Origin of the sequence: Pseudomonas fluorescens (assembly GCF_902497775.2) — a bacterium.
Classification (GTDB): domain Bacteria; phylum Pseudomonadota; class Gammaproteobacteria; order Pseudomonadales; family Pseudomonadaceae; genus Aquipseudomonas; species Aquipseudomonas putida_F.
Map to the genome: position 1 here is coordinate 5,121,517 of NZ_OZ024668.1, position 18,060 is coordinate 5,139,576.

Consider the following 18,060-nt stretch of genomic DNA (forward strand, 5'->3'; position numbering starts at 1 on the left):
AACATTGACCGGGAACCGCGAAACAAGTTCCCTAAAAATGAAAAGAGTCAATACCAGCAAAAAGACACTATCGCGGTGCAAGCTCGCTCAAGTGGCGGGCGACCGCAATCCAAGCACCGATATACCCTAACAATACCGCCCCAAGCAAGAGGGAAAGACCATCGGCTGATGGAACACCGGCCAGGGCAAAATCACTGCCGTATAGCCCGGAGAGCCCGATTACCGCGTCATTCAGCCAGTTCAGGCCAAACGCCAGCACGCCCCAGGCCAATACCCCGGCGCCCAGGCCATACAAGGCGCCCATGTACAGGAAAGGCCGGCGCACATAGCTGTCGGTGCCGCCGACCAGCTTGATTACCTCGATCTCGGTACGGCGGTTCTCGATGTGCAGGCGAATTGTGTTACCAATTACCAAAAGCAGTGCCGATACCAGCAAAACCGTCAGGCCGAAGACAAAACGGTCACCCAGCTTGAGAATCGCCGCCAGCCGCTCGACCCAAACCAGGTCGAGCTGCGCCGCTTCGACCTTGGGCAGCTCCGCCAGGCGCTGACGCAGGGCTTCCAGCGCCGGCTTGTCGACTTCCGCCGGGGTTACCACCACCACGCCAGGCAGCGGGTTCTCCGGCAATTCACGCAGGGCTTCGCCCAGGCCGGACTGCTGCTGGAACTCGTTGAGCGCCTGCTCGCGGCTGACATACTCAGCCTCGGCAACACCCGGCAGGCCTTTGATCTGCTCGCGCAAAGATTCGCCATCCTGGCTGCTGGCATCGAGCTTCAAGTACAGGGAAATCTGCGCCGCGCGCTGCCACGAGCCACCCAGACGCTCGACGTTGCTCAGCAGCAACGACAGACCCATGGGCAGGCTCAGGGCCACGGCCATGACCAGGCAGGTAAAAAAGCTGCCGATCGGTTGCTTGCCCAGGCGCCGCAGGCTGTCGAGCAGGCTTGAACGGTGGCTTTCCAGCCAGGCGTGCAACAGAGTGCGGAAATCCGGGCCGTCATCGTCGTGACCGCCGGGCTTTTTCTTCTCCGGTGCCGGGTCAGCAGCTTTTGGCGCTACCCGCTCGGAAACCTTGGGACTGCGTGTCGCACTCATTGTCCGGCCTCCCCGTCGCCGATCAAGCGGCCGCGCTGCAGGGTCAGCATGCGATGGCGCATGCGCGCGATCAGCGCCAGGTCGTGACTGGCGATCAGCACGCTGGTGCCCAGGCGGTTGATATCTTCAAAAACACCCATGATCTCTGCGGCCAGGCGCGGGTCGAGGTTACCGGTGGGTTCGTCCGCCAGCAGCAAGGCCGGGCGGTGGACGATGGCGCGGGCAATGCCGACGCGCTGTTGCTGGCCGGTGGACAAGTCGCCGGGGTACAGCTCGGCCTTGTCCGACAGGGCCACGCGCTCGAGCGCCGAGTCGACCCGCTTGGCCACTTCGGCCTTGGACAGGCCAAGGATCTGTAATGGCAGGGCGACATTATTGAATACGGTACGGTCGAACAGCAACTGGTGGTTCTGGAACACGACGCCGATCTGCCGGCGCAGGAACGGGATCTGTGCGTTGCTGATCTGCCCCAGGTCCTGCCCGGCCAGCAGCAGCTTGCCGCTGGTTGGGCGCTCCATGGCCAGCAGCAGGCGCAGCAGGGTACTTTTTCCGGCACCGGAATGACCGGTAACGAACAGGAATTCGCCCCGACGCACCCGAAAACTCAACTCATGCAGGCCAACGTGACCATTGGGGTAGCGCTTGGCGACCTGTTCGAATCGAATCATGGATGCTCCCGCTCGGCAAACAGTGCTTTCACGAAGGGTTCGGCTTCGAAGGTGCGCAGATCGTCAATCCCTTCGCCCACGCCAATATAGCGGATAGGCAGGCCGAACTGCTTGGCCAGGGCAAAGATCACCCCACCCTTGGCGGTGCCGTCGAGCTTGGTCAGGGCCAGGCCGGTCAGTTCAACGCTCTGGTTGAAGTGCTTGGCCTGGTTGATGGCGTTCTGGCCAGTACCGGCATCGAGCACCAGCAGCACCTCGTGAGGCGCGTCGGCATCGAGCTTGCCGATCACCCGACGGACCTTCTTCAGCTCTTCCATCAGGTTGTCTTTGGTGTGCAGGCGACCAGCGGTGTCGGCGATCAGCACATCGATATTACGGGCCTTGGCGGCCTGCACGGCATCGAAGATCACCGAAGCCGAATCAGCGCCGGTGTGCTGGGCGATGACCGGGATCTGGTTGCGTTCACCCCAGACCTGCAGTTGCTCGACCGCCGCAGCGCGGAAGGTGTCACCCGCGGCGAGCATGACCTTCTTGCCTTCGAGCTGCAGCTTCTTCGCCAACTTGCCGATGGTGGTGGTCTTGCCGGCGCCGTTGACGCCGACCACGAGGATCACGAACGGCTTGCCCTGGTTGTGGATGCGCAGCGGTTGCTCGACCGGCTTGAGCAGGTCGGCCAGTTCGCCTTGCAGCGACTTGTACAACGCATCGCTGTCGGCCAGCTGCTTGCGCGCGACCTTCTGGGTCAGGCTCTGGACGATCACCGACGTGGCTTCGACGCCGACGTCGGCAGTCAGCAGGCGGGTTTCGATTTCATCGAGCAGGTCGTCATCGATAGCCTTCTTGCCGAGGAACAGGCTGGCCATGCCTTCGCCGATGCTGGCGCTGGTCTTCGACAGGCCCTGCTTGAGGCGGGCGAAGAAGCCACCCTTGCTCTCCTCGCTACGCACTGGCTCGGCAGGCTCGGACGGCGCTGGCTCGGCAACTGGGGCTGGCGCTTCAACGGCAGCGGTAACAGCTACAGGCTCGGGCTCAACGATCGGCGCAGGCGCCACAAGCGGTTCAGGTGCAACGACGACCGGCGCAACCACCACCGGCTCAGGTGCTGGCGCAGCTTCAACGACCGGCGCCGGAGCAGGCTCCTGACGCGGTGGGATCGGTGGCGGCGTGTGCGGCTCAAGGTCGGCAACCAGGGCGACCGGCTCTTCAGGCACAGGCAGCACCAGGCCGACGGGCGCTGCGGGCTGGACCTCGACCGACGCAGCGACGGGCGCAACGGTAACGGGCTCTGGCGCGGCGACCGGTGCAGGAGCAGCAACAGGTGCTGCAGCCACCTCGGCCGGGGCCACTGCAGCCGGAGTTTCAGCCGGCAACGCAGCAGGTTGCTCGGTTTCAACCGGGATTGGGTTTTGCGGCTGTTCGGCTACAGGTTGCTGCGGCTTTTTGCGCAGCCAGCCGAACAGGCCTTTCTTTTCACCAGCCGCGGCCGGCGTCTTTTTGTCGTCGTTGGAACCAAACATGGAAGACGGCTATCTCAGGGTAGCGATGCGCCACTGCGGCGCTTCTTAAATTCTTTTAACGCAGAACAGTCTACTTTTAATCCGGCTCGTTCTTGCGCAGCATTTTGTCATCAAGCCTTCGGGCCGGTTCCATGACAGGCATGGTCCTCAGGCAACCGGATCAGTATCCTAGCACCTCCAAGCCCGCCGACGCTAAGACCAAGCGGGCAGTCCTACAGGTTAAACAACGTATGAATGCTCTAGCCCGCCGCGCCGCTGGCCTGTTGCTCAGCACAGTTTGTCTGCCGTTCGCGGCCTTCGCCGCCGATACGCAACCCACCCACGAATTCATTCTCGACAACGGCCTGAAAGTCGTCGTGCGCGAGGACCACCGGGCGCCGGTGGTGGTCTCGCAGATCTGGTACAAGGTCGGCTCAACCTATGAGTCCCCGGGCCAGACCGGCCTTTCCCATGCCCTGGAACACATGATGTTCAAGGGCAGCGAAAAGCTCGGCCCCGGCGAAGCCTCACGCATCCTGCGTGACCTGGGCGCCGAAGAGAACGCCTTTACCAGCGACGATTACACCGCCTATTACCAAGTGCTGGCCCGCGACCGCCTGCCGGTGGCCCTGGAACTTGAAGCCGACCGCATGGCCAGCCTACGCCTGCCGGCTGACGAGTTCAGCCGCGAAATCGAAGTCATCAAGGAAGAGCGCCGCCTGCGCACCGACGACCAGCCCAATGCCAAGGCCTTCGAGCTGTTCAGCGCCATGGCCTTCCCGGCCAGCAGTTACCGCACCCCGACCATCGGCTGGATGGCAGACCTGGACCGCATGAAGGTCGAGGAACTGCGCCACTGGTACGAGTCCTGGTACGTGCCGAACAACGCCACCCTGGTGGTGGTGGGTGACGTCACCGCCGACGAGGTCAAGGGCTTGGCCCAACGCTTCTTCGGCGCCATCCCGAAACGTGCTGTGCCACCGGCCAAGCTGCCGCTGGAACTGGCCGAGCCGGGCCTGCGGGAAACCACCCTGCATGTGCAAACCCAGCTACCGAGCCTGATCTACGGCTTCAACGCCCCGGGCCTGGCCACCGCCAAGGACCCGCGCACGGTACATGCACTGCGGCTGATCTCGGCGCTGCTCGACGGCGGCTACAGCGCACGCCTGCCGAGCCGCCTGGAGCGCGGCCAGGAGCTTGTCTCCGGTGCTTCGTCGAGCTACAACCCGTTCACCCGCGGCGACAGCCTGCTCCTGATTTCGGCGACGCCGAACCTGCAAAAGCACAAGACCCTGGCCGACGTCGAAGCCGGTATCTGGAAGCTGCTCGACGAGCTGAAAACCACCCCGCCGTCGGCTGAAGAACTTGAGCGCGTGCGTGCCCAGGTCATCGCCGGGCTGGTCTACGACCGCGATTCGATCAGCAGCCAGGCCACCGCCATCGGCCAGCTGGAAACCGTCGGGCTGTCGTGGAAACTGATCGACAGCGAGCTGGACGAGCTGAAAAGCGTAACCCCGGCCGACATCCAGAACGCCGCCCGCACTTACTTCACCCGTGAACGCCTGAGCGTTGCCCATGTACTGCCCGAGGAGAACGCTCATGAGTGAACGCAGCGCACCCCGCTACACCCTGATCGGCCTGGGCCTGCTGTTGCTGATTGGCCTGCTGGCGTTCTTCCTGGCCAAGCCTGCGCAGTCGGATAACGCCGCGCAACCGGCCACCGCCGCCAAGGCGGCCAACACCCTGCAATCGCTGGCCGAGCTGGACGGCAAGGCGCCAAGCCGCCGGCAGTTGAACATCCAGACCTGGAACACCGCCGAAGGCGCCCGCGTGCTGTTCGTCGAAGCCCGCGAGCTGCCGATGTTCGACCTGCGCCTGACCTTCGCCGCCGGCAGCAGCCAGGACGGCGATGCCCCGGGCCTGGCGACCCTGACCAACGCCATGCTCAACGAAGGCGTGACCGGCAAGGACGTCACCGCCATCGCCGAAGGCTTCGAAGGCCTGGGTGCCGATTTTGGCAACGGCGCCTACCGCGACATGGCCGTGGCCTCGCTGCGCAGCCTGAGCGCCGCCGACAAACGCGAACCGGCGCTGAAGCTGTTCGCCGAAGTGGTCGGCAAGCCAACCTTCCCGCAGGACGCCCTGGCGCGCATCAAAAACCAGATGCAGGCCGGCTTCGAGTACCAGAAGCAGAACCCGGGCAAACTGGCCAGCATCGAGCTGTTCGAGCGCCTGTACGGCACCCACCCCTATGCTCACCCGAGTGACGGCACCGCCAAGAGCATTGCGCCAATTACCCTGGAGCAACTGCGCGCCTTCCACGCCAAGGCCTATGCCGCCGGCAATACGGTGATCGCCCTGGTCGGTGACTTGAGCCGCAGCGAAGCCGAAGCCATTGCCGCGCAGGTGTCCTCGGCCCTGCCCAAAGGTCCGGCCCTGGCCAAGGTGGCGCAGCCAAGCGAACCCAAGGCCGGTGCTACCCACATCGACTTCCAGTCCAAGCAGACCCACCTGATGCTCGCCCAACTGGGCATCGACCGTAACGATCCGGACTACCCTGCGCTGTCGCTGGGCAACCAGATCCTCGGCGGTGGCACCTTCGGCACCCGGTTGATGAGCGAAGTGCGCGAGAAACGCGGCCTGACCTACGGCGTATACTCGGTGTTCAGCCCGATGCAGGTGCGTGGCCCGTTCATGATCAACCTGCAGACCCGCGCCGAGCTCAGCGAAGGTACCCTCAAGCTGGTCCAGGACATCCTCGCCGACTACCTCAAGAGCGGCCCGACCCAGGAGGAACTGGACGACGCCAAGCGTGAACTGGCCGGCAGCTTCCCGCTGTCCAATGCCAGCAACGCCAGCATCGTCGGCCAACTGGGCGCCATCGGCTTCTACAACCTGCCACTGACCTGGCTGGAAGACTACATGCAGCAATCCCAGGCGCTGACCACCGAACAGGTCAAGGCCGCGCTGAACAAACACCTGGCTGCTGACAAGATGGTCATCGTCACCGCAGGTCCCAGCGTGCCGCAAAAACCCTTGCCGCCACCCACTGACAAACCCGCTGAGCAGCCGCTTGGCGTACCGGAGCATTAATGGCCAGTCCATCCGCAAAACCGGCCAAGCCGCACCACGGCCAGGGCCAACTGCGCATCATTGCCGGCGAATGGCGCAGCCGACGCCTGGGCTTCCCTGACGCGCCGGGCCTGCGCCCGACCCCGGACCGGGTCCGCGAGACCCTGTTCAACTGGCTCGCCCCGTACATCGAAGGGGCCAAGGTGCTCGACGCCTACACCGGCAGCGGTGCGCTGTACCTCGAAGCGCTGTCGCGCGGCGCGGGCGAGTCCGTGGCCCTGGACAGCAACCCGGCAGCCATCGCCAGCCTGCGGCAAAACCTGGAAACCCTGCGCTGCCCCCGCGGCCAGGTGATCCAGACCGACGCCCAACGCTACCTGCAAGGCGAGCCGAAGCTGGCTTTTGACCTGGTGTTTCTCGATCCGCCGTTCAACCAGGGCCTGCTGCCCACCACCTGCGCCCTGCTTGAAGAGCGCCACTGGCTGGCCGAGAACGCCTGGATCTACACCGAGAGCGAAACCCCGCCATCGACCCTGCAACTGCCCGGAAACTGGCGCCTGCATCGGGAGAAGAAGGCCGGCCAGGTGTACTACGCACTCTGGCAGCGCGGCTGAGCACTCACCTCGCACAATAGATATCCAACGCCTTTCTCCTGCCTGTCTGCCTGACAGTGCTCCTTGTTCTCAACTACAAGGAGCACTGTCATGGATCGACATTTTTCCCTCCAGGGCGGCCTGATCGGCCTGTTCCTGCTCTCAGGCCAGGCCCTGGCCGAATCCTCCTATCGCCATGAGTTCACCCTGGACAACGGGCACCGGTGGTCACCACCCACCTGCTGGTACACGCTGGTTCAAATCAGCGTCGGCCCGACGGTCGAACAGGACGCCTTGCCCGAGATTGAGCCGGCGACCGGCTGATCGGTCCGGGCAACTGTCAGTAACCGGACATACACTTGTCTGAAACATATCTGCGAGTAAGCCACGATGTTTCCCTCAACCCCCAGCCCTTTCAAACCTGCCTTGGGGCTGGGCAATCCGCATATGCAGACGCTATGGGGGCCGCTGTGGCGCAAGTCGGCCGCCCTGAGCCGCCAGCGCGAACGCCTGTGGCTGGCTGATGGCGATTTTCTCGATCTCGACTGGCACGGCCCCCATGAAGCGACAACACCGGTGGTGCTGGTGCTGCACGGGCTCACCGGTTCCTCCAGCTCGCCTTACGTCATCGGCCTGCAACAGGCCCTGGCCGACCGTGGCTGGGCCAGCGTGGCGCTGAACTGGCGTGGCTGCTCGGGCGAACCGAACCTGCTGCCACGCAGTTATCACTCAGGCGCCAGCGAGGACCTGGCCGAAGCCGTTGACCATCTGCGTGCTCAGCGCCCGCAAGCGCCGTTGTATGCCGTGGGTTATTCGCTGGGCGGCAACGTGCTGCTCAAGCACCTGGGCGAAGCCGGCTCGGCCAGCCAGTTGCAGGCGGCGGTAGCGGTGTCGGTGCCGTTTCGCCTTGACCAGTGTGCCGATCGCATCGGCCTGGGCTTTTCCCGGGTGTACCAGGCGCACTTCATGCGCGCCATGCTCGCCTATGTGAAAGACAAGCAGCGCCACTTCCAGCATCACGGCCACCACGAAGGGCTGGCCGCGCTGGAGCGCCTGGGCCCGCTGGAAAACCTGCGCACCTTCTGGGATTTCGACGGTCGGGTGACCGCCCCGCTCAATGGCTTTGCCGATGCCAAGGACTATTACCGGCGCGCCTCCAGCCGATATTTTCTGGGCGAGAACCGCACGCCAACGCTGATCATCCATTCCAGCGACGATCCGTTCGTGTTTGCCCATAGCCTGCCAGCGGCCAATGAGCTGGCGGCGCAGACCACCTTCGAGCTGCATGCGCGGGGCGGGCATGTGGGGTTTGTCGATGGCAGCGTGCGCAACCCGGGGTATTACCTGGAGCGGCGGATACCGCAGTGGCTGGCTGGAAACTGAGCTGACGTCCAGGGCCTCATCGCGGGTCAAGTCGGATCGCCGCACCGCCGCTCCCACATGCCCCGCGATGCTTTTCAGTCGCCCTTAGCTATCGCCCGCGTGGGATCAGTAATCCACTCACTCCACGAGCCCGCATACAGCCTGCCCAGCGGATAGCCTGCCAGCGCCAGGGCAAACAGGTTGTGGCAAGCCGTCACCCCCGACCCACAGTAAGCCACCAGTTGCTCCGGCGGTCGTTTGCCAAACTTCTCGGCAAAACGCTGCTTGAGCTGCTCGGCCGGCAAAAACCGGCCATCGGCGCCCAGGTTGTCGGTAAATGCCGCGCACTGCGCGCCTGGGATGTGCCCGGCCACCGGGTCTATGGGTTCGACCTCGCCACGAAAACGCGGCAAGCCGCGGGCATCGATCAGGGTCAGTTCGGGCTTGCCCAGGCGCTCGCCCAACTGTGCGGCATCCAGCACCAGGCTGTCGTCCGGCTCACCGCTGAAATGACCTTCGCGCTTGGCCGGCGGGTCGAGGCTCAGCGGCAGCCCGGCCGCGTGCCAGGCTTTAAGGCCGCCATCGAGGATTGATACCCCGCTGCGCTTGCCCAGCCAGGCCAGCAGCCACCAGGCCCGGGCTGCAAAAGCGCCCGGGCCGTCGTCGTACAGAACAACTTCACTGTCGTTGTCGATGCCCCAGCCACGCAGCCGCTCGACCAGTTTCTCGGCGTCCGGCAGCGGGTGACGGCCGGTCACACCCTTGATGATCGGCCCGCTGAGGTCGCGCTCCAAATCAACACAATGCGCCCCGGCAATATGCCCCTCGGCGTAACTGCGCTGGCCATAATCAACATCTTCCAAAGCAAAACGACAATCGAGAATCACCAGCGCCGGCGCCTCCAGGCGTTCGGCCAATTGCTGGGCGGTGATCAGTTGCGCGAGGGGCATGACAGTCTCCTGAACGATTGAACGGATAAGGCCCGGGCGTTATTGCTCCAGCGCCTGGTTAAGCGAAACGTAGAATTCCTGGCACAAGGCATCCACGGCGGGGCGCGCCTTGGCGGTGACGAAGCCGAGCTCCAGGACCAATACCTGAAAGACACCGCGCTTGAAGGCTTCTTCACTCAAATGTGCGGAGTTTTCGCGAGTGGTGCAAAGAAAACGTACCCATGACGTGAGGATGATCCAGGCATTGAGGGTCAGCGACTCGATCTGCACGGTGTCCATTTCAACGATACCGGCCTCGACGAAGCCGCGGTAGATCGCCTGGCCTTGCAGCAGGCAGCGCTGGGAGAAGCGCCGGTAACGGGCGGCCAGCTCCTTGTCGCTGTCGAGCAGGTGCTCAAGGTCGCGGTGCAAAAAGCGGTAGTTCCACATCGCCGCCAGCAGCGCCTTGAGGTAGAAGCGTTTGTCCTCGACGGTGGCTACGCGCCCTTGGGGAGGGCGCAGGAAGCTTTCCACCAGCTCTTCGTACTGGGTGAAGAGCACAGCGATGATTTCCTGCTTGTTAGCGAAGTGGTAGTACAGGTTGCCGGGCGATATCTCCATGTGCGCGGCAATGTGATTGGTGCTGACACTGCGTTCGCCTTGCTGGTTGAACAGCTCCAGGCTGTTCTGCACGATGCGCTCGCGGGTCTTGATACGCGGGGCCATGATCAGCTCCAGAAAGTGAGCTTATAAAGAATAGGACCATCTTACGGATTATCCCGACGGGATGTACTTGAGTTGTCGTAGGAATGGTCGCAAATGCCGAAAAACTAGAGTATATACTCTAGAAAAATACTGACCTTGCCGTGGAGTTTCGCATGCTTGCCGACGCTACCCGCTCCCTTCCCAGCACCGAACTCGACAACCTCGATGCGCTGTTCACCGCCCAACGCCAGGCCTTCAGCGGCAACCCGCTGCCTTCGCCAGCGCAACGCAGGCAATGGCTCAAAGGCTTGCGCCAGGCCCTGCTGGAGCAGAAAAACGCGCTGATCGCCGCGATCAGCGAGGATTTTGCCGGGCGTAGCACCGACGAAACCTTGCTGGCCGAACTGATGCCCAGCGTCCAGGGGCTGCAGCATGCCGAGAAACATTTGAGCCAATGGATGAAAGCTTCAAGGCGCAAGGTCGGCCTGGCCTTTCAGCCAGCCAGTGCCAAGGTGCACTACCAGCCACTGGGCGTGGTCGGGATCATCGTGCCATGGAACTACCCCCTGTTTCTCGCAATCGGCCCGCTGACCTGCGCCCTGGCCGCCGGCAATCGGGTCATGCTCAAGCTCAGCGAGGCCACGCCAGCGACCGGGCTGCTGTTGAAGCAGTTGCTTGGCAAAGTGTTTCCTGAAGACCTGGTTAGCGTGGTACTGGGCGAAGCTGAAGTTGGCCAGGCGTTTTCGCAACTGCCGTTCGATCACCTGTTGTTCACAGGCGCCACCAGCGTCGGCCGCCAAGTGATGCTCGCCGCCGCACAGAACCTGACCCCGGTAACCCTGGAACTGGGCGGCAAATCACCGGCAATCGTCTCTTCCAACGTGCCACTGGCCGACGCCGCCGAACGCATTGCCTTCGGCAAGACCCTCAATGCCGGGCAGACCTGCGTGGCCCCCGACTACGTGCTGGTGCCGCGTGATCGCCTGGATGACTTCGCCAGTGCCTACGGCAACGTGGTACGGCGCTTTTACCCGACCGTTGCCGACAACCCGGACTACAGCGCGATCATCAATCCGCGCCACCTGGCCCGACTGCAAAGCTACCTCGACGATGCCCGCGACAAGGGTGCCGAAATCGTCGACCTGTATCCGCAAGAGCCACGCCAGGGGCGGCGCCTGCCTCCGCACCTGCTGCTCGGGGTCAATGACGCTATGCGCGTGATGCAGGACGAAATTTTCGGCCCGCTGCTGCCACTGGTGCCCTACGACTCGCTCGACCAGGCGCTGGACTACATCAACCAACGTCCTCGCCCATTGGCCCTGTACTACTTCGGCTACGACCGCAGTGAGCAGCAACGGGTGCTGGAGCAAACCCACTCCGGTGGCGCGTGCCTTAACGACACCCTGCTGCATGTCGCCCAGGACGACCTGCCGTTTGGCGGCATCGGCCCATCGGGCATGGGCCACTACCATGGCCATGAAGGCTTCCTGACCTTCAGCAAGGCCAAGGCCGTGTTCGCCAAACAGCGTTTCAACGCCGCACGGCTGATCTACCCGCCCTATGGCAAGGCTCTGCAGAAGCTGGTGTACAAACTATTCATTCGCTAAAAACCACATTCGGGCCTGACAACAATGACTACAAGCCTGCCTGCCCTCCCCGCGCTGAGCCGGCGCGGGCTACTCAAGTTCAGCCTTGGCGCCAGTGCATTCCTGGCCACCGCCGGCTTGGGCGCCAGCCTCAGCGGTTGCTCGGCACAAACGCCGGCCAGTGGCTTCATCACCCTGCGCCAGAATGACTTGCCGATCCTTCACGCCCTGATCCCGGTGATCCTCGCCGGCACCCCGGCCGCCGACAGCCGCGATGCGTTGCTACGCAGGCTGGATAACAAACTCGCCGCACTGTCGCCGGCCATGCTCAAGCTGACCCGGCAATTGTTCGATGTGCTGGCAATGGCGGTCACCCGCGGGCCACTGACCGGCATCTGGGGCAGTTGGGACAACGCCCGCAGCACGCAGATCGAAGCCTTCCTGCAACGCTGGCAGGACAGCTCGCTGAACCTGCTGCGCATGGGCCACGCCTCGCTGCTGCAACTGCTGCACATGGCCTGGTACGAAATGCCCGAATCCTGGGCCCATTGCGGCTACCCCGGTCCGCCGAAGATCTGATCCACCGATAACCACAAGAGGCTGAAGATGCCCGTACCCGACCTGTTTCGCGACGGCCTCGCCCGAGGCTGGAAAACCCGTGACGCCTCGCGCCTGGACCAGGACCTGAGCCTTGAAACCGACATTGCCATCATCGGCAGTGGTGCCGGCGGCGCCACCAGTGCCGAATTGCTCAGCGCAGCCGGCTTCAAGGTGCTGTTGATCGAAGAAGGCCCGCTGAAAACCAGCAGTGACTTTCACATGCTCGAAGACCAGGCCTACGCCAGCCTCTACCAGGAAGGCATCGGCCGCATGAGCAAGGATGGCGCCATCACCATCCTGCAAGGCCGCGCGGTCGGCGGCACCACCCTGATCAACTGGACCTCGAGCTTTCGTACGCCGGAACCGACCCTGGAGCACTGGTCCCGGGAACATGGCGTAAAGGGCCTGAGCAGCGCCGAGTTGGCACCATGGTTCGCGCGTATGGAACAGCGCCTGGGTATCGAGCCGTGGATCATGCCGCCCAACGCCAACAACGAGGTGCTGCGCCGCGGCTGCGAAGCGCTGGGCTACAACTGGAAGGTGATCCCGCGCAACGTGCGCGGCTGCTGGAACCTGGGCTATTGCGGCATGGGTTGCCCGGTCAATGCCAAACAGTCGATGCTGGTCACCAGCATCCCGGCGACCCTGGAGCACGGCGGCGAGCTGCTTTACCTGGCCCGCGCCGAACGCCTGGAACACGACGGCGAGCAGATCACCGGCCTGCAATGCGTTGCCATGGACCCACGCTGCGTCGAGCCGAGCGGTCGGCAGATCCGGGTCAAGGCACGCCACTACATCCTCGCGGGTGGCGGCATCAACAGCCCGGCCCTGCTGCTGCGTTCGGACGCCCCCGACCCCCATGAACGCTTGGGTAAACGCACCTTTTTGCACCTGGTCAATTTTAGTGCCGGGCTGTTCAAGGACAAGGTCAACCCGTTCTACGGCGCACCGCAGTCGATCTACTCCGACCACTTCCAGTGGCGTGACGGCGTCAGCGGGCCAATCGGCTACAAGCTCGAAGTACCACCGCTGCAGCCGGCACTGGCCAGCACCCTGCTGGGCAGCTTCGGCAAGGACAACGCCCTGCGCATGGAGCAACTGGCGCATACCCACGTAATGCTCGCCCTGTTGCGCGATGGCTTCCATCCCGACAGCGTCGGCGGCGAGGTGCAATTGCGCGGCGATGGCTCGCCGGTGCTCGACTACCCGGTTTCGCCCTACGCCTGGGACGGGGTGCGCCGGGCCTTCCAGAGCATGGCCGAGATCCAGTTCGCGGCCGGGGCCGAAACGGTGCTGCCCCTGCACAGCGATGCCCAGCCGGCAAAAAATCTCGCTCAAGCCCGGCAGATGATCGACAGCCTGAGCCTTGAGCTGTTTCGCACCCGCCTGGGCAGCGCCCACGTCATGGGTGGCTGCGCCATGGGCGAGGATCCGCGCCAGGCAGTGTGCGACAGCCTGGGCCGGCATCATCAGCTGGGCAACCTGTCGATCCACGACGGCTCGCTGTTCCCCACCAGCATCGGCGCCAACCCGCAGTTGTCGGTGTACGGCCTCACCGCCCGGCTCAGCGATGCCCTGGCCGAACGGCTGGGCGCTGGCAGATGACAACAAATGGCCGCACTGTCTATAGTGCCTTCAGCGTGGTCGGGCGACTTGGCCGACCGCCACTGCTGCGATACCATCCGACTCCCCAACGCACTCCTGCCAGGACGACGCGATGAACCGAGTGTTGTACCCAGGTACTTTCGACCCTATTACCAAGGGCCATGGCGATCTGGTCGAACGTGCCTCGCGGCTGTTCGACCAGGTGATCATTGCGGTCGCCGCCAGCCCGAAGAAAAACCCATTGTTCCCGCTGGAGCAACGGGTGGAACTGGCTCGCGAGGTCACCAAGCACCTGCCCAATGTCGAAGTCATCGGCTTCTCCACCTTGCTGGCGCATTTCGCCAAGGAACAGCAGGCCAATGTGTTCCTGCGCGGCCTGCGGGCTGTTTCGGACTTCGAGTACGAATTCCAGTTGGCGAACATGAACCGCCAGCTGGCTCCCGACGTCGAGAGCCTGTTCCTTACGCCATCAGAGCGCTATTCGTTCATTTCCTCGACCCTGGTCCGGGAAATCGCGGCGCTGGGCGGTGACATCACCAAATTCGTCCATCCGGTGGTGGCCGAGGCCCTGACCGAACGCTTCAAGAAGTGACATCGGCGATTTGACCATGGCGCCCGCGTGCACTGCGGGCGCTAATGCGGCACAATTATGCCCATTGGTTTTCAAATGCCCGGGTTCTGAGCCCTGGCCGGAGTCCCCATGTCCCTGATCATCACCGACGATTGCATCAACTGCGACGTCTGCGAACCCGAGTGCCCGAACGCTGCGATCTCTCAAGGCGAAGAGATCTACGTGATCGACCCCAACCTGTGCACCCAGTGCGTCGGCCACTACGACGAGCCGCAATGCCAGCAAGTCTGCCCGGTTGACTGCATCCCTCTGGATGAAGCTCACCCTGAGACCGAGGCGCAGTTGATGGAAAAATACCGCCGAATCACCGGCAAGGCCTGATGCCGTTCGTCGCCCGGTTTGCCCCACTGGTACTGGGCGCCGCCCTGACGTTGGGGATGGCCAGTGCCCAGGCACAAGGCCCTGGCCGCGCGGCGATTGCCACGCCACACGCCGAAGCGACTGCCGCCGCGCGGGAAATCCTCGAGCAGGGCGGTAACGCCTTTGATGCGGCGATTGCCGTCAGCGCCGCGCTGGCGGTGGTCGAGCCCTATGGTTCGGGCCTTGGCGGCGGCGGATTCTTCCTCCTGCGCGAAAGCGACACGCCTGCCCGCTATGCCTTTATCGATGCTCGCGAGCGCGCCCCCGGCAAGGCCAACGAAGCCATGTACCTCAAGGACGGCAAGATCCAGCCGGGCTTGTCGATCAATGGTCCGCTGGCAGCGGCGATTCCCGGCTTGCCGGCAGCACTGGCCGATCTTGCCGCCCATTACGGCAAGCTGTCGCTGAAAAGCACCCTGGCCCCGGCCATTCGCCTGGCCAACCAGGGCTTTGCTGTCGACCGCATTTACCGCGACCGCGCGCAAATGCGCTTGAGCGCGCTGCGCGACGATCCGGAAAGCGCTCGGCTGTTCCTTATCAACGGTGAAATACCGGCCCTTGGCGCGCAAATCCGCCAACCGCAACTGGCGGTTACCCTTGAGCGCATCGCCAGCCAAGGCCGTGACGGCTTTTACGCCGGCCCGACCGCCCAGGCCATGGTTCAGGGCGTACAGGCGGCGGGTGGCATCTGGAGCCTCGACGACCTGGCCGACTACCGCACCGCCAAGCGCGAGCCGCTGCGCTACCAACTGGCCGGCCAGCGCGAACTGATCAGCGCCCCGCCGCCCTCGGCCGGTGGCGTGGCCCTGGCCCAGAGCCTGGCGATGCTGCAACGCCTGCCCTGGCAGAGCGCCGAGCCGGTGCAGCGCAGCCATTATGTGCTGGAAGTGTTGCGCCGGGCCTACCGCGACCGTGGCCTGCTCGGCGATCCGGATTATGTCGCCAACCCGTTGCCGCAGTTGCTCGCGCGCAATTACCTGACCCGCCTTGCCGACAGCATCGACGTACACCAGGCCACGCCCAGCAGCAGCCTGCCGCCCGCCCCGGCCTGGCGCGAAGGCGATCACACCACTCACTTTGCAGTGATCGACGCCGACGGCAATGCCGTGGCCGCGACGCTGTCGGTCAACCTGCCGTTCGGCGCCGCCTTCAGTGCACCGGGTACCGGCGTGGTGTTGAACAACGAAATGGATGACTTTGCCGCCGACCCACGTGGCAGCAACAGTTATGGCTTGGCCGGCAGTCAGGCCAACGCCGTGGCCGCCGGCAAACGGCCGCTGTCGAGCATGAGCCCGAGCTTTATCGAGAGCCCGACCCAGTTCGCCGCTTTCGGCACGCCGGGCGGCAGCCGTATTCCGAGCATGGTGCTGCTGTCGATGATGGGCTTTCTTGAAGGGAGGCCGGTTGCCGAGTGGCCGGCGGTGCCGCGCTATCACCACCAGTACCTGCCCGATGTGGTCGAGCACGAACCGGGGGCTTTCAGCGCCGGGCAGCAGCGTGAGCTACAGGCGCGCGGCTACCAGCTCAAGGACCTGGGCCGCAGCTATGGCAATCAGCAAGTGTTGTTCTGGGACAAGACCCGGCACACCGTTGAGGCCGCCAGCGACCCCCGCGGCGTGGGCGCCGCACAAGTGCTCAGCCCACGCTGAGCCGCTTCACTTCTGGCAGCGCGGGCAGAAGACGCTGGCGCGCTGGCCGAGCTTGACCTCACGCAGGATGCTGCCGCAGACCTTGCATGGCTCTTCCCCTCGCCCGTAGACGAACAGTTCCTGCTGGAAGTAGCCCGGCTGGCCGTCGCCGCCGATAAAGTCGCGCAACGTGGTGCCGCCACGCTCGATGGCGCAGGCAAGGATGCGTTTGATCTCGATCGCCAGCTTCAGGTAGCGCGCCCGGGAGATGCACCCGGCTTCGCGGCGCGGGTCGATGCCGGCAGCGAACAGCGCCTCGGTCGCATAGATATTGCCGACCCCGACCACCACCGCGTTGTCCATGATGAACGGCTTGACCGCCATGGACCTGCCCCGCGACAACTGGAACAGCCGTTCGCCGTCGAACAGATCAGTCAGCGGCTCCGGGCCGAGCTTGATCAGCAACTCATGGTTGAGCGGATCAAGGCTCCAGAGCATCGCGCCGAAACGCCGCGGGTCGGTGTAGCGCAGGGCCAGGCCCGACTCCAGTTCGATATCCACATGCTCGTGCTTGGCCGCCGGCAGGCCGATTTCGACCAGGCGCAAGTTGCCGGACATGCCCAAGTGGCTGATCAGGGTACCGACTTCGGCGTTGAGCAGCAGGTACTTGGCCCGCCGCTCGACCTTGACGAAGCGCTGCCCGGACAGGCGGATGTCGAGGTCCTCGGGGATCGGCCAGCGCAGGCGCCGGTCACGCACGATCACCCGGCTGACCCGCTGGCCCTCCAGGTAAGGCGCGATACCGCGCCGGGTGGTTTCGACTTCTGGCAATTCCGGCATGAATCAGTGACCGCCCATTTCGCGAATGGTCTGCTTGAGGTTCTCGAAGTCATACTCGGACAGGCCGACATAATCGAGCACCAGGTGCCCGACGGTATTCCATTCGTGGTCGACGCTCTGGTTGCCCAGCACCCGGTACGAGGCGCAGATGTGCTCGGCCATCTTCAGGATCGCCAGCAGGTTCTTCAGTTGACTGTTGCGCGCCGAGTCATCGCTGAACACCGCCAGGGCGTTGTGATGGTTGGCAATGGCATTGCTCAGGTGTTCGGGCAGGCGCCAGGACTTGGCGGTGTAGTAACCGACCACCGCGTGGTTGGTGTTGAACACCTGGTTCTCGGTATCGACCACCCGCTGCTCGGCGCCGGCACTGGCGTAGGCATCCTCGAGCACGCTCATGTACTCGGGGAAGCGCTTGAGCATCAGCGGCACGCCGCAATCGTGGAACAGGCCCAGGGCATAGGCCTCGTCCACCGCCTGCGAGCCGATGCGCTTGGCCAGGGTCAGACAGGTCATGGCCACGTCCTGGGCGGTGTCCCAGAAACGGTTGAGGGTAACGATGGTGTCGTCGCTCATCTCGCCCTTGATCGACTGGGCGTTGATCAGGTTGATGATCGAGCGGCTGCCGAGCAGGTTCACCGCACGCTGGATCGAGGCGATCTTGTTGGTCAGGCCGTAATACGGCGAGTTGACCAGCTTGAGCAGCGCACCGGACAGGCCCGGGTCCTGGGAGATCAGCTTGGCGATCACCTCCAGGTCAGGGTCGGGCATGTATTGCTCGAACTGCAGGTCAACCATGATCTGCGGCTGCGGCGGTACGCTGATGCCTTGCAGGGCATGCTGGATCTGTTCGGCGGAGAGTTCCTGGGACATAAGTACACACTCGGGGCTG

The 18,060-nt window shown here is 63.9% G+C and carries 18 protein-coding genes; 11 read left to right on the plus strand and 7 right to left on the minus strand.

Translation table 11 applies throughout. The annotated features are described in order from the left end of the window. Positions 1-67: 67 nt before the first annotated feature. The 3 genes from ftsX to ftsY are packed head-to-tail and all read right to left on the minus strand — an operon-like array spanning position 68 to position 3,281. Positions 68-1,096, minus strand: a complete 1,029-nt coding sequence (gene ftsX / locus F8N82_RS23585) for a permease-like cell division protein FtsX (RefSeq protein WP_038997661.1) — start codon at positions 1,094-1,096, stop codon at positions 68-70. Further along, positions 1,093-1,764: a cell division ATP-binding protein FtsE gene (gene ftsE / locus F8N82_RS23590; RefSeq protein ID WP_010222191.1), complete on the minus strand. Its 672-nt coding sequence runs from the start codon at positions 1,762-1,764 to the stop codon at positions 1,093-1,095. The genes ftsX and ftsE overlap by 4 nt, the downstream gene beginning before the upstream one ends. Next, complete coding sequence (gene ftsY / locus F8N82_RS23595) at positions 1,761-3,281, minus strand: signal recognition particle-docking protein FtsY (RefSeq protein WP_038997662.1); 1,521 nt, start codon at positions 3,279-3,281, stop codon at positions 1,761-1,763. Before ftsY ends, ftsE begins: the two co-directional genes overlap by 4 nt. A 230-nt stretch (positions 3,282-3,511) precedes the next feature. On the opposite strand from ftsY, the gene F8N82_RS23600 reads away from it, so the two are divergent. From F8N82_RS23600 to F8N82_RS23620, 5 genes are all read left to right on the plus strand, one after another. Continuing rightward, positions 3,512-4,867, plus strand: coding sequence for a M16 family metallopeptidase (locus F8N82_RS23600; RefSeq protein ID WP_038997663.1), 1,356 nt, complete (start codon positions 3,512-3,514; stop codon positions 4,865-4,867). Continuing rightward, the gene (locus tag F8N82_RS23605; RefSeq protein WP_038997664.1) at positions 4,860-6,353 is read left to right on the plus strand and encodes a M16 family metallopeptidase; all 1,494 of its coding nucleotides are present in this window, start codon (positions 4,860-4,862) and stop codon (positions 6,351-6,353) included. The genes F8N82_RS23600 and F8N82_RS23605 overlap by 8 nt, the downstream gene beginning before the upstream one ends. Beyond that, entirely contained in the window at positions 6,353-6,946 is a 594-nt protein-coding gene (gene rsmD / locus F8N82_RS23610) for a 16S rRNA (guanine(966)-N(2))-methyltransferase RsmD (RefSeq protein ID WP_038997665.1), read from the plus strand. The genes F8N82_RS23605 and rsmD overlap by 1 nt, the downstream gene beginning before the upstream one ends. Before the next feature lie 90 nt (positions 6,947-7,036). Continuing rightward, entirely contained in the window at positions 7,037-7,249 is a 213-nt protein-coding gene (locus F8N82_RS23615; RefSeq protein ID WP_038997666.1) for a hypothetical protein, read from the plus strand. 66 nt (positions 7,250-7,315) lie between these two features. Further along, positions 7,316-8,308: a hydrolase gene (locus F8N82_RS23620; protein ID WP_038997667.1), complete on the plus strand. Its 993-nt coding sequence runs from the start codon at positions 7,316-7,318 to the stop codon at positions 8,306-8,308. A gap of 74 nt (positions 8,309-8,382) precedes the next feature. Here F8N82_RS23620 and F8N82_RS23625 read toward each other — a convergent pair whose 3' ends face one another. Then, positions 8,383-9,237, minus strand: a complete 855-nt coding sequence (locus F8N82_RS23625; protein WP_038997668.1) for a sulfurtransferase — start codon at positions 9,235-9,237, stop codon at positions 8,383-8,385. Positions 9,238-9,276: 39 nt separating this feature from the next. Beyond that, a complete protein-coding gene (locus F8N82_RS23630) occupies positions 9,277-9,942 on the minus strand; it encodes a TetR/AcrR family transcriptional regulator (protein WP_038997669.1) in 666 nt (221 codons plus the stop codon). A 152-nt stretch (positions 9,943-10,094) separates the two neighbouring features. On the opposite strand from F8N82_RS23630, the gene F8N82_RS23635 reads away from it, so the two are divergent. The 6 genes from F8N82_RS23635 (at position 10,095) to ggt (ending at position 16,352) form a co-directional block, all read left to right on the plus strand. Then, the gene (locus tag F8N82_RS23635) at positions 10,095-11,528 is read left to right on the plus strand and encodes a coniferyl aldehyde dehydrogenase (RefSeq protein WP_095162136.1); all 1,434 of its coding nucleotides are present in this window, start codon (positions 10,095-10,097) and stop codon (positions 11,526-11,528) included. A gap of 24 nt (positions 11,529-11,552) precedes the next feature. After that, on the plus strand, positions 11,553-12,086 hold the full coding sequence (locus F8N82_RS23640) for a hypothetical protein (RefSeq protein ID WP_038997671.1): 534 nt from the start codon (positions 11,553-11,555) through the stop codon (positions 12,084-12,086). Between the two features lie 27 nt (positions 12,087-12,113). After that, on the plus strand, positions 12,114-13,712 hold the full coding sequence (locus tag F8N82_RS23645; RefSeq protein WP_038997672.1) for a GMC family oxidoreductase: 1,599 nt from the start codon (positions 12,114-12,116) through the stop codon (positions 13,710-13,712). Between the two features lie 112 nt (positions 13,713-13,824). Next, positions 13,825-14,304: a pantetheine-phosphate adenylyltransferase gene (coaD, locus tag F8N82_RS23650; RefSeq protein WP_038997673.1), complete on the plus strand. Its 480-nt coding sequence runs from the start codon at positions 13,825-13,827 to the stop codon at positions 14,302-14,304. Positions 14,305-14,412: 108 nt separating this feature from the next. Continuing rightward, on the plus strand, positions 14,413-14,664 hold the full coding sequence (locus F8N82_RS23655; RefSeq protein WP_038997674.1) for a YfhL family 4Fe-4S dicluster ferredoxin: 252 nt from the start codon (positions 14,413-14,415) through the stop codon (positions 14,662-14,664). Then, positions 14,664-16,352, plus strand: a complete 1,689-nt coding sequence (gene ggt, locus F8N82_RS23660) for a gamma-glutamyltransferase (protein ID WP_176470426.1) — start codon at positions 14,664-14,666, stop codon at positions 16,350-16,352. Before F8N82_RS23655 ends, ggt begins: the two co-directional genes overlap by 1 nt. Before the next feature lie 6 nt (positions 16,353-16,358). On the opposite strand, the gene mutM is transcribed toward ggt, so the two are convergent. Together mutM and F8N82_RS23670 are read right to left on the minus strand one after the other, a co-directional pair. Beyond that, on the minus strand, positions 16,359-17,171 hold the full coding sequence (gene mutM / locus F8N82_RS23665; protein WP_038997675.1) for a bifunctional DNA-formamidopyrimidine glycosylase/DNA-(apurinic or apyrimidinic site) lyase: 813 nt from the start codon (positions 17,169-17,171) through the stop codon (positions 16,359-16,361). Positions 17,172-17,174: 3 nt separating this feature from the next. Next, entirely contained in the window at positions 17,175-18,041 is an 867-nt protein-coding gene (locus tag F8N82_RS23670; protein ID WP_038997676.1) for an HDOD domain-containing protein, read from the minus strand. Positions 18,042-18,060: the final 19 nt, after the last annotated feature.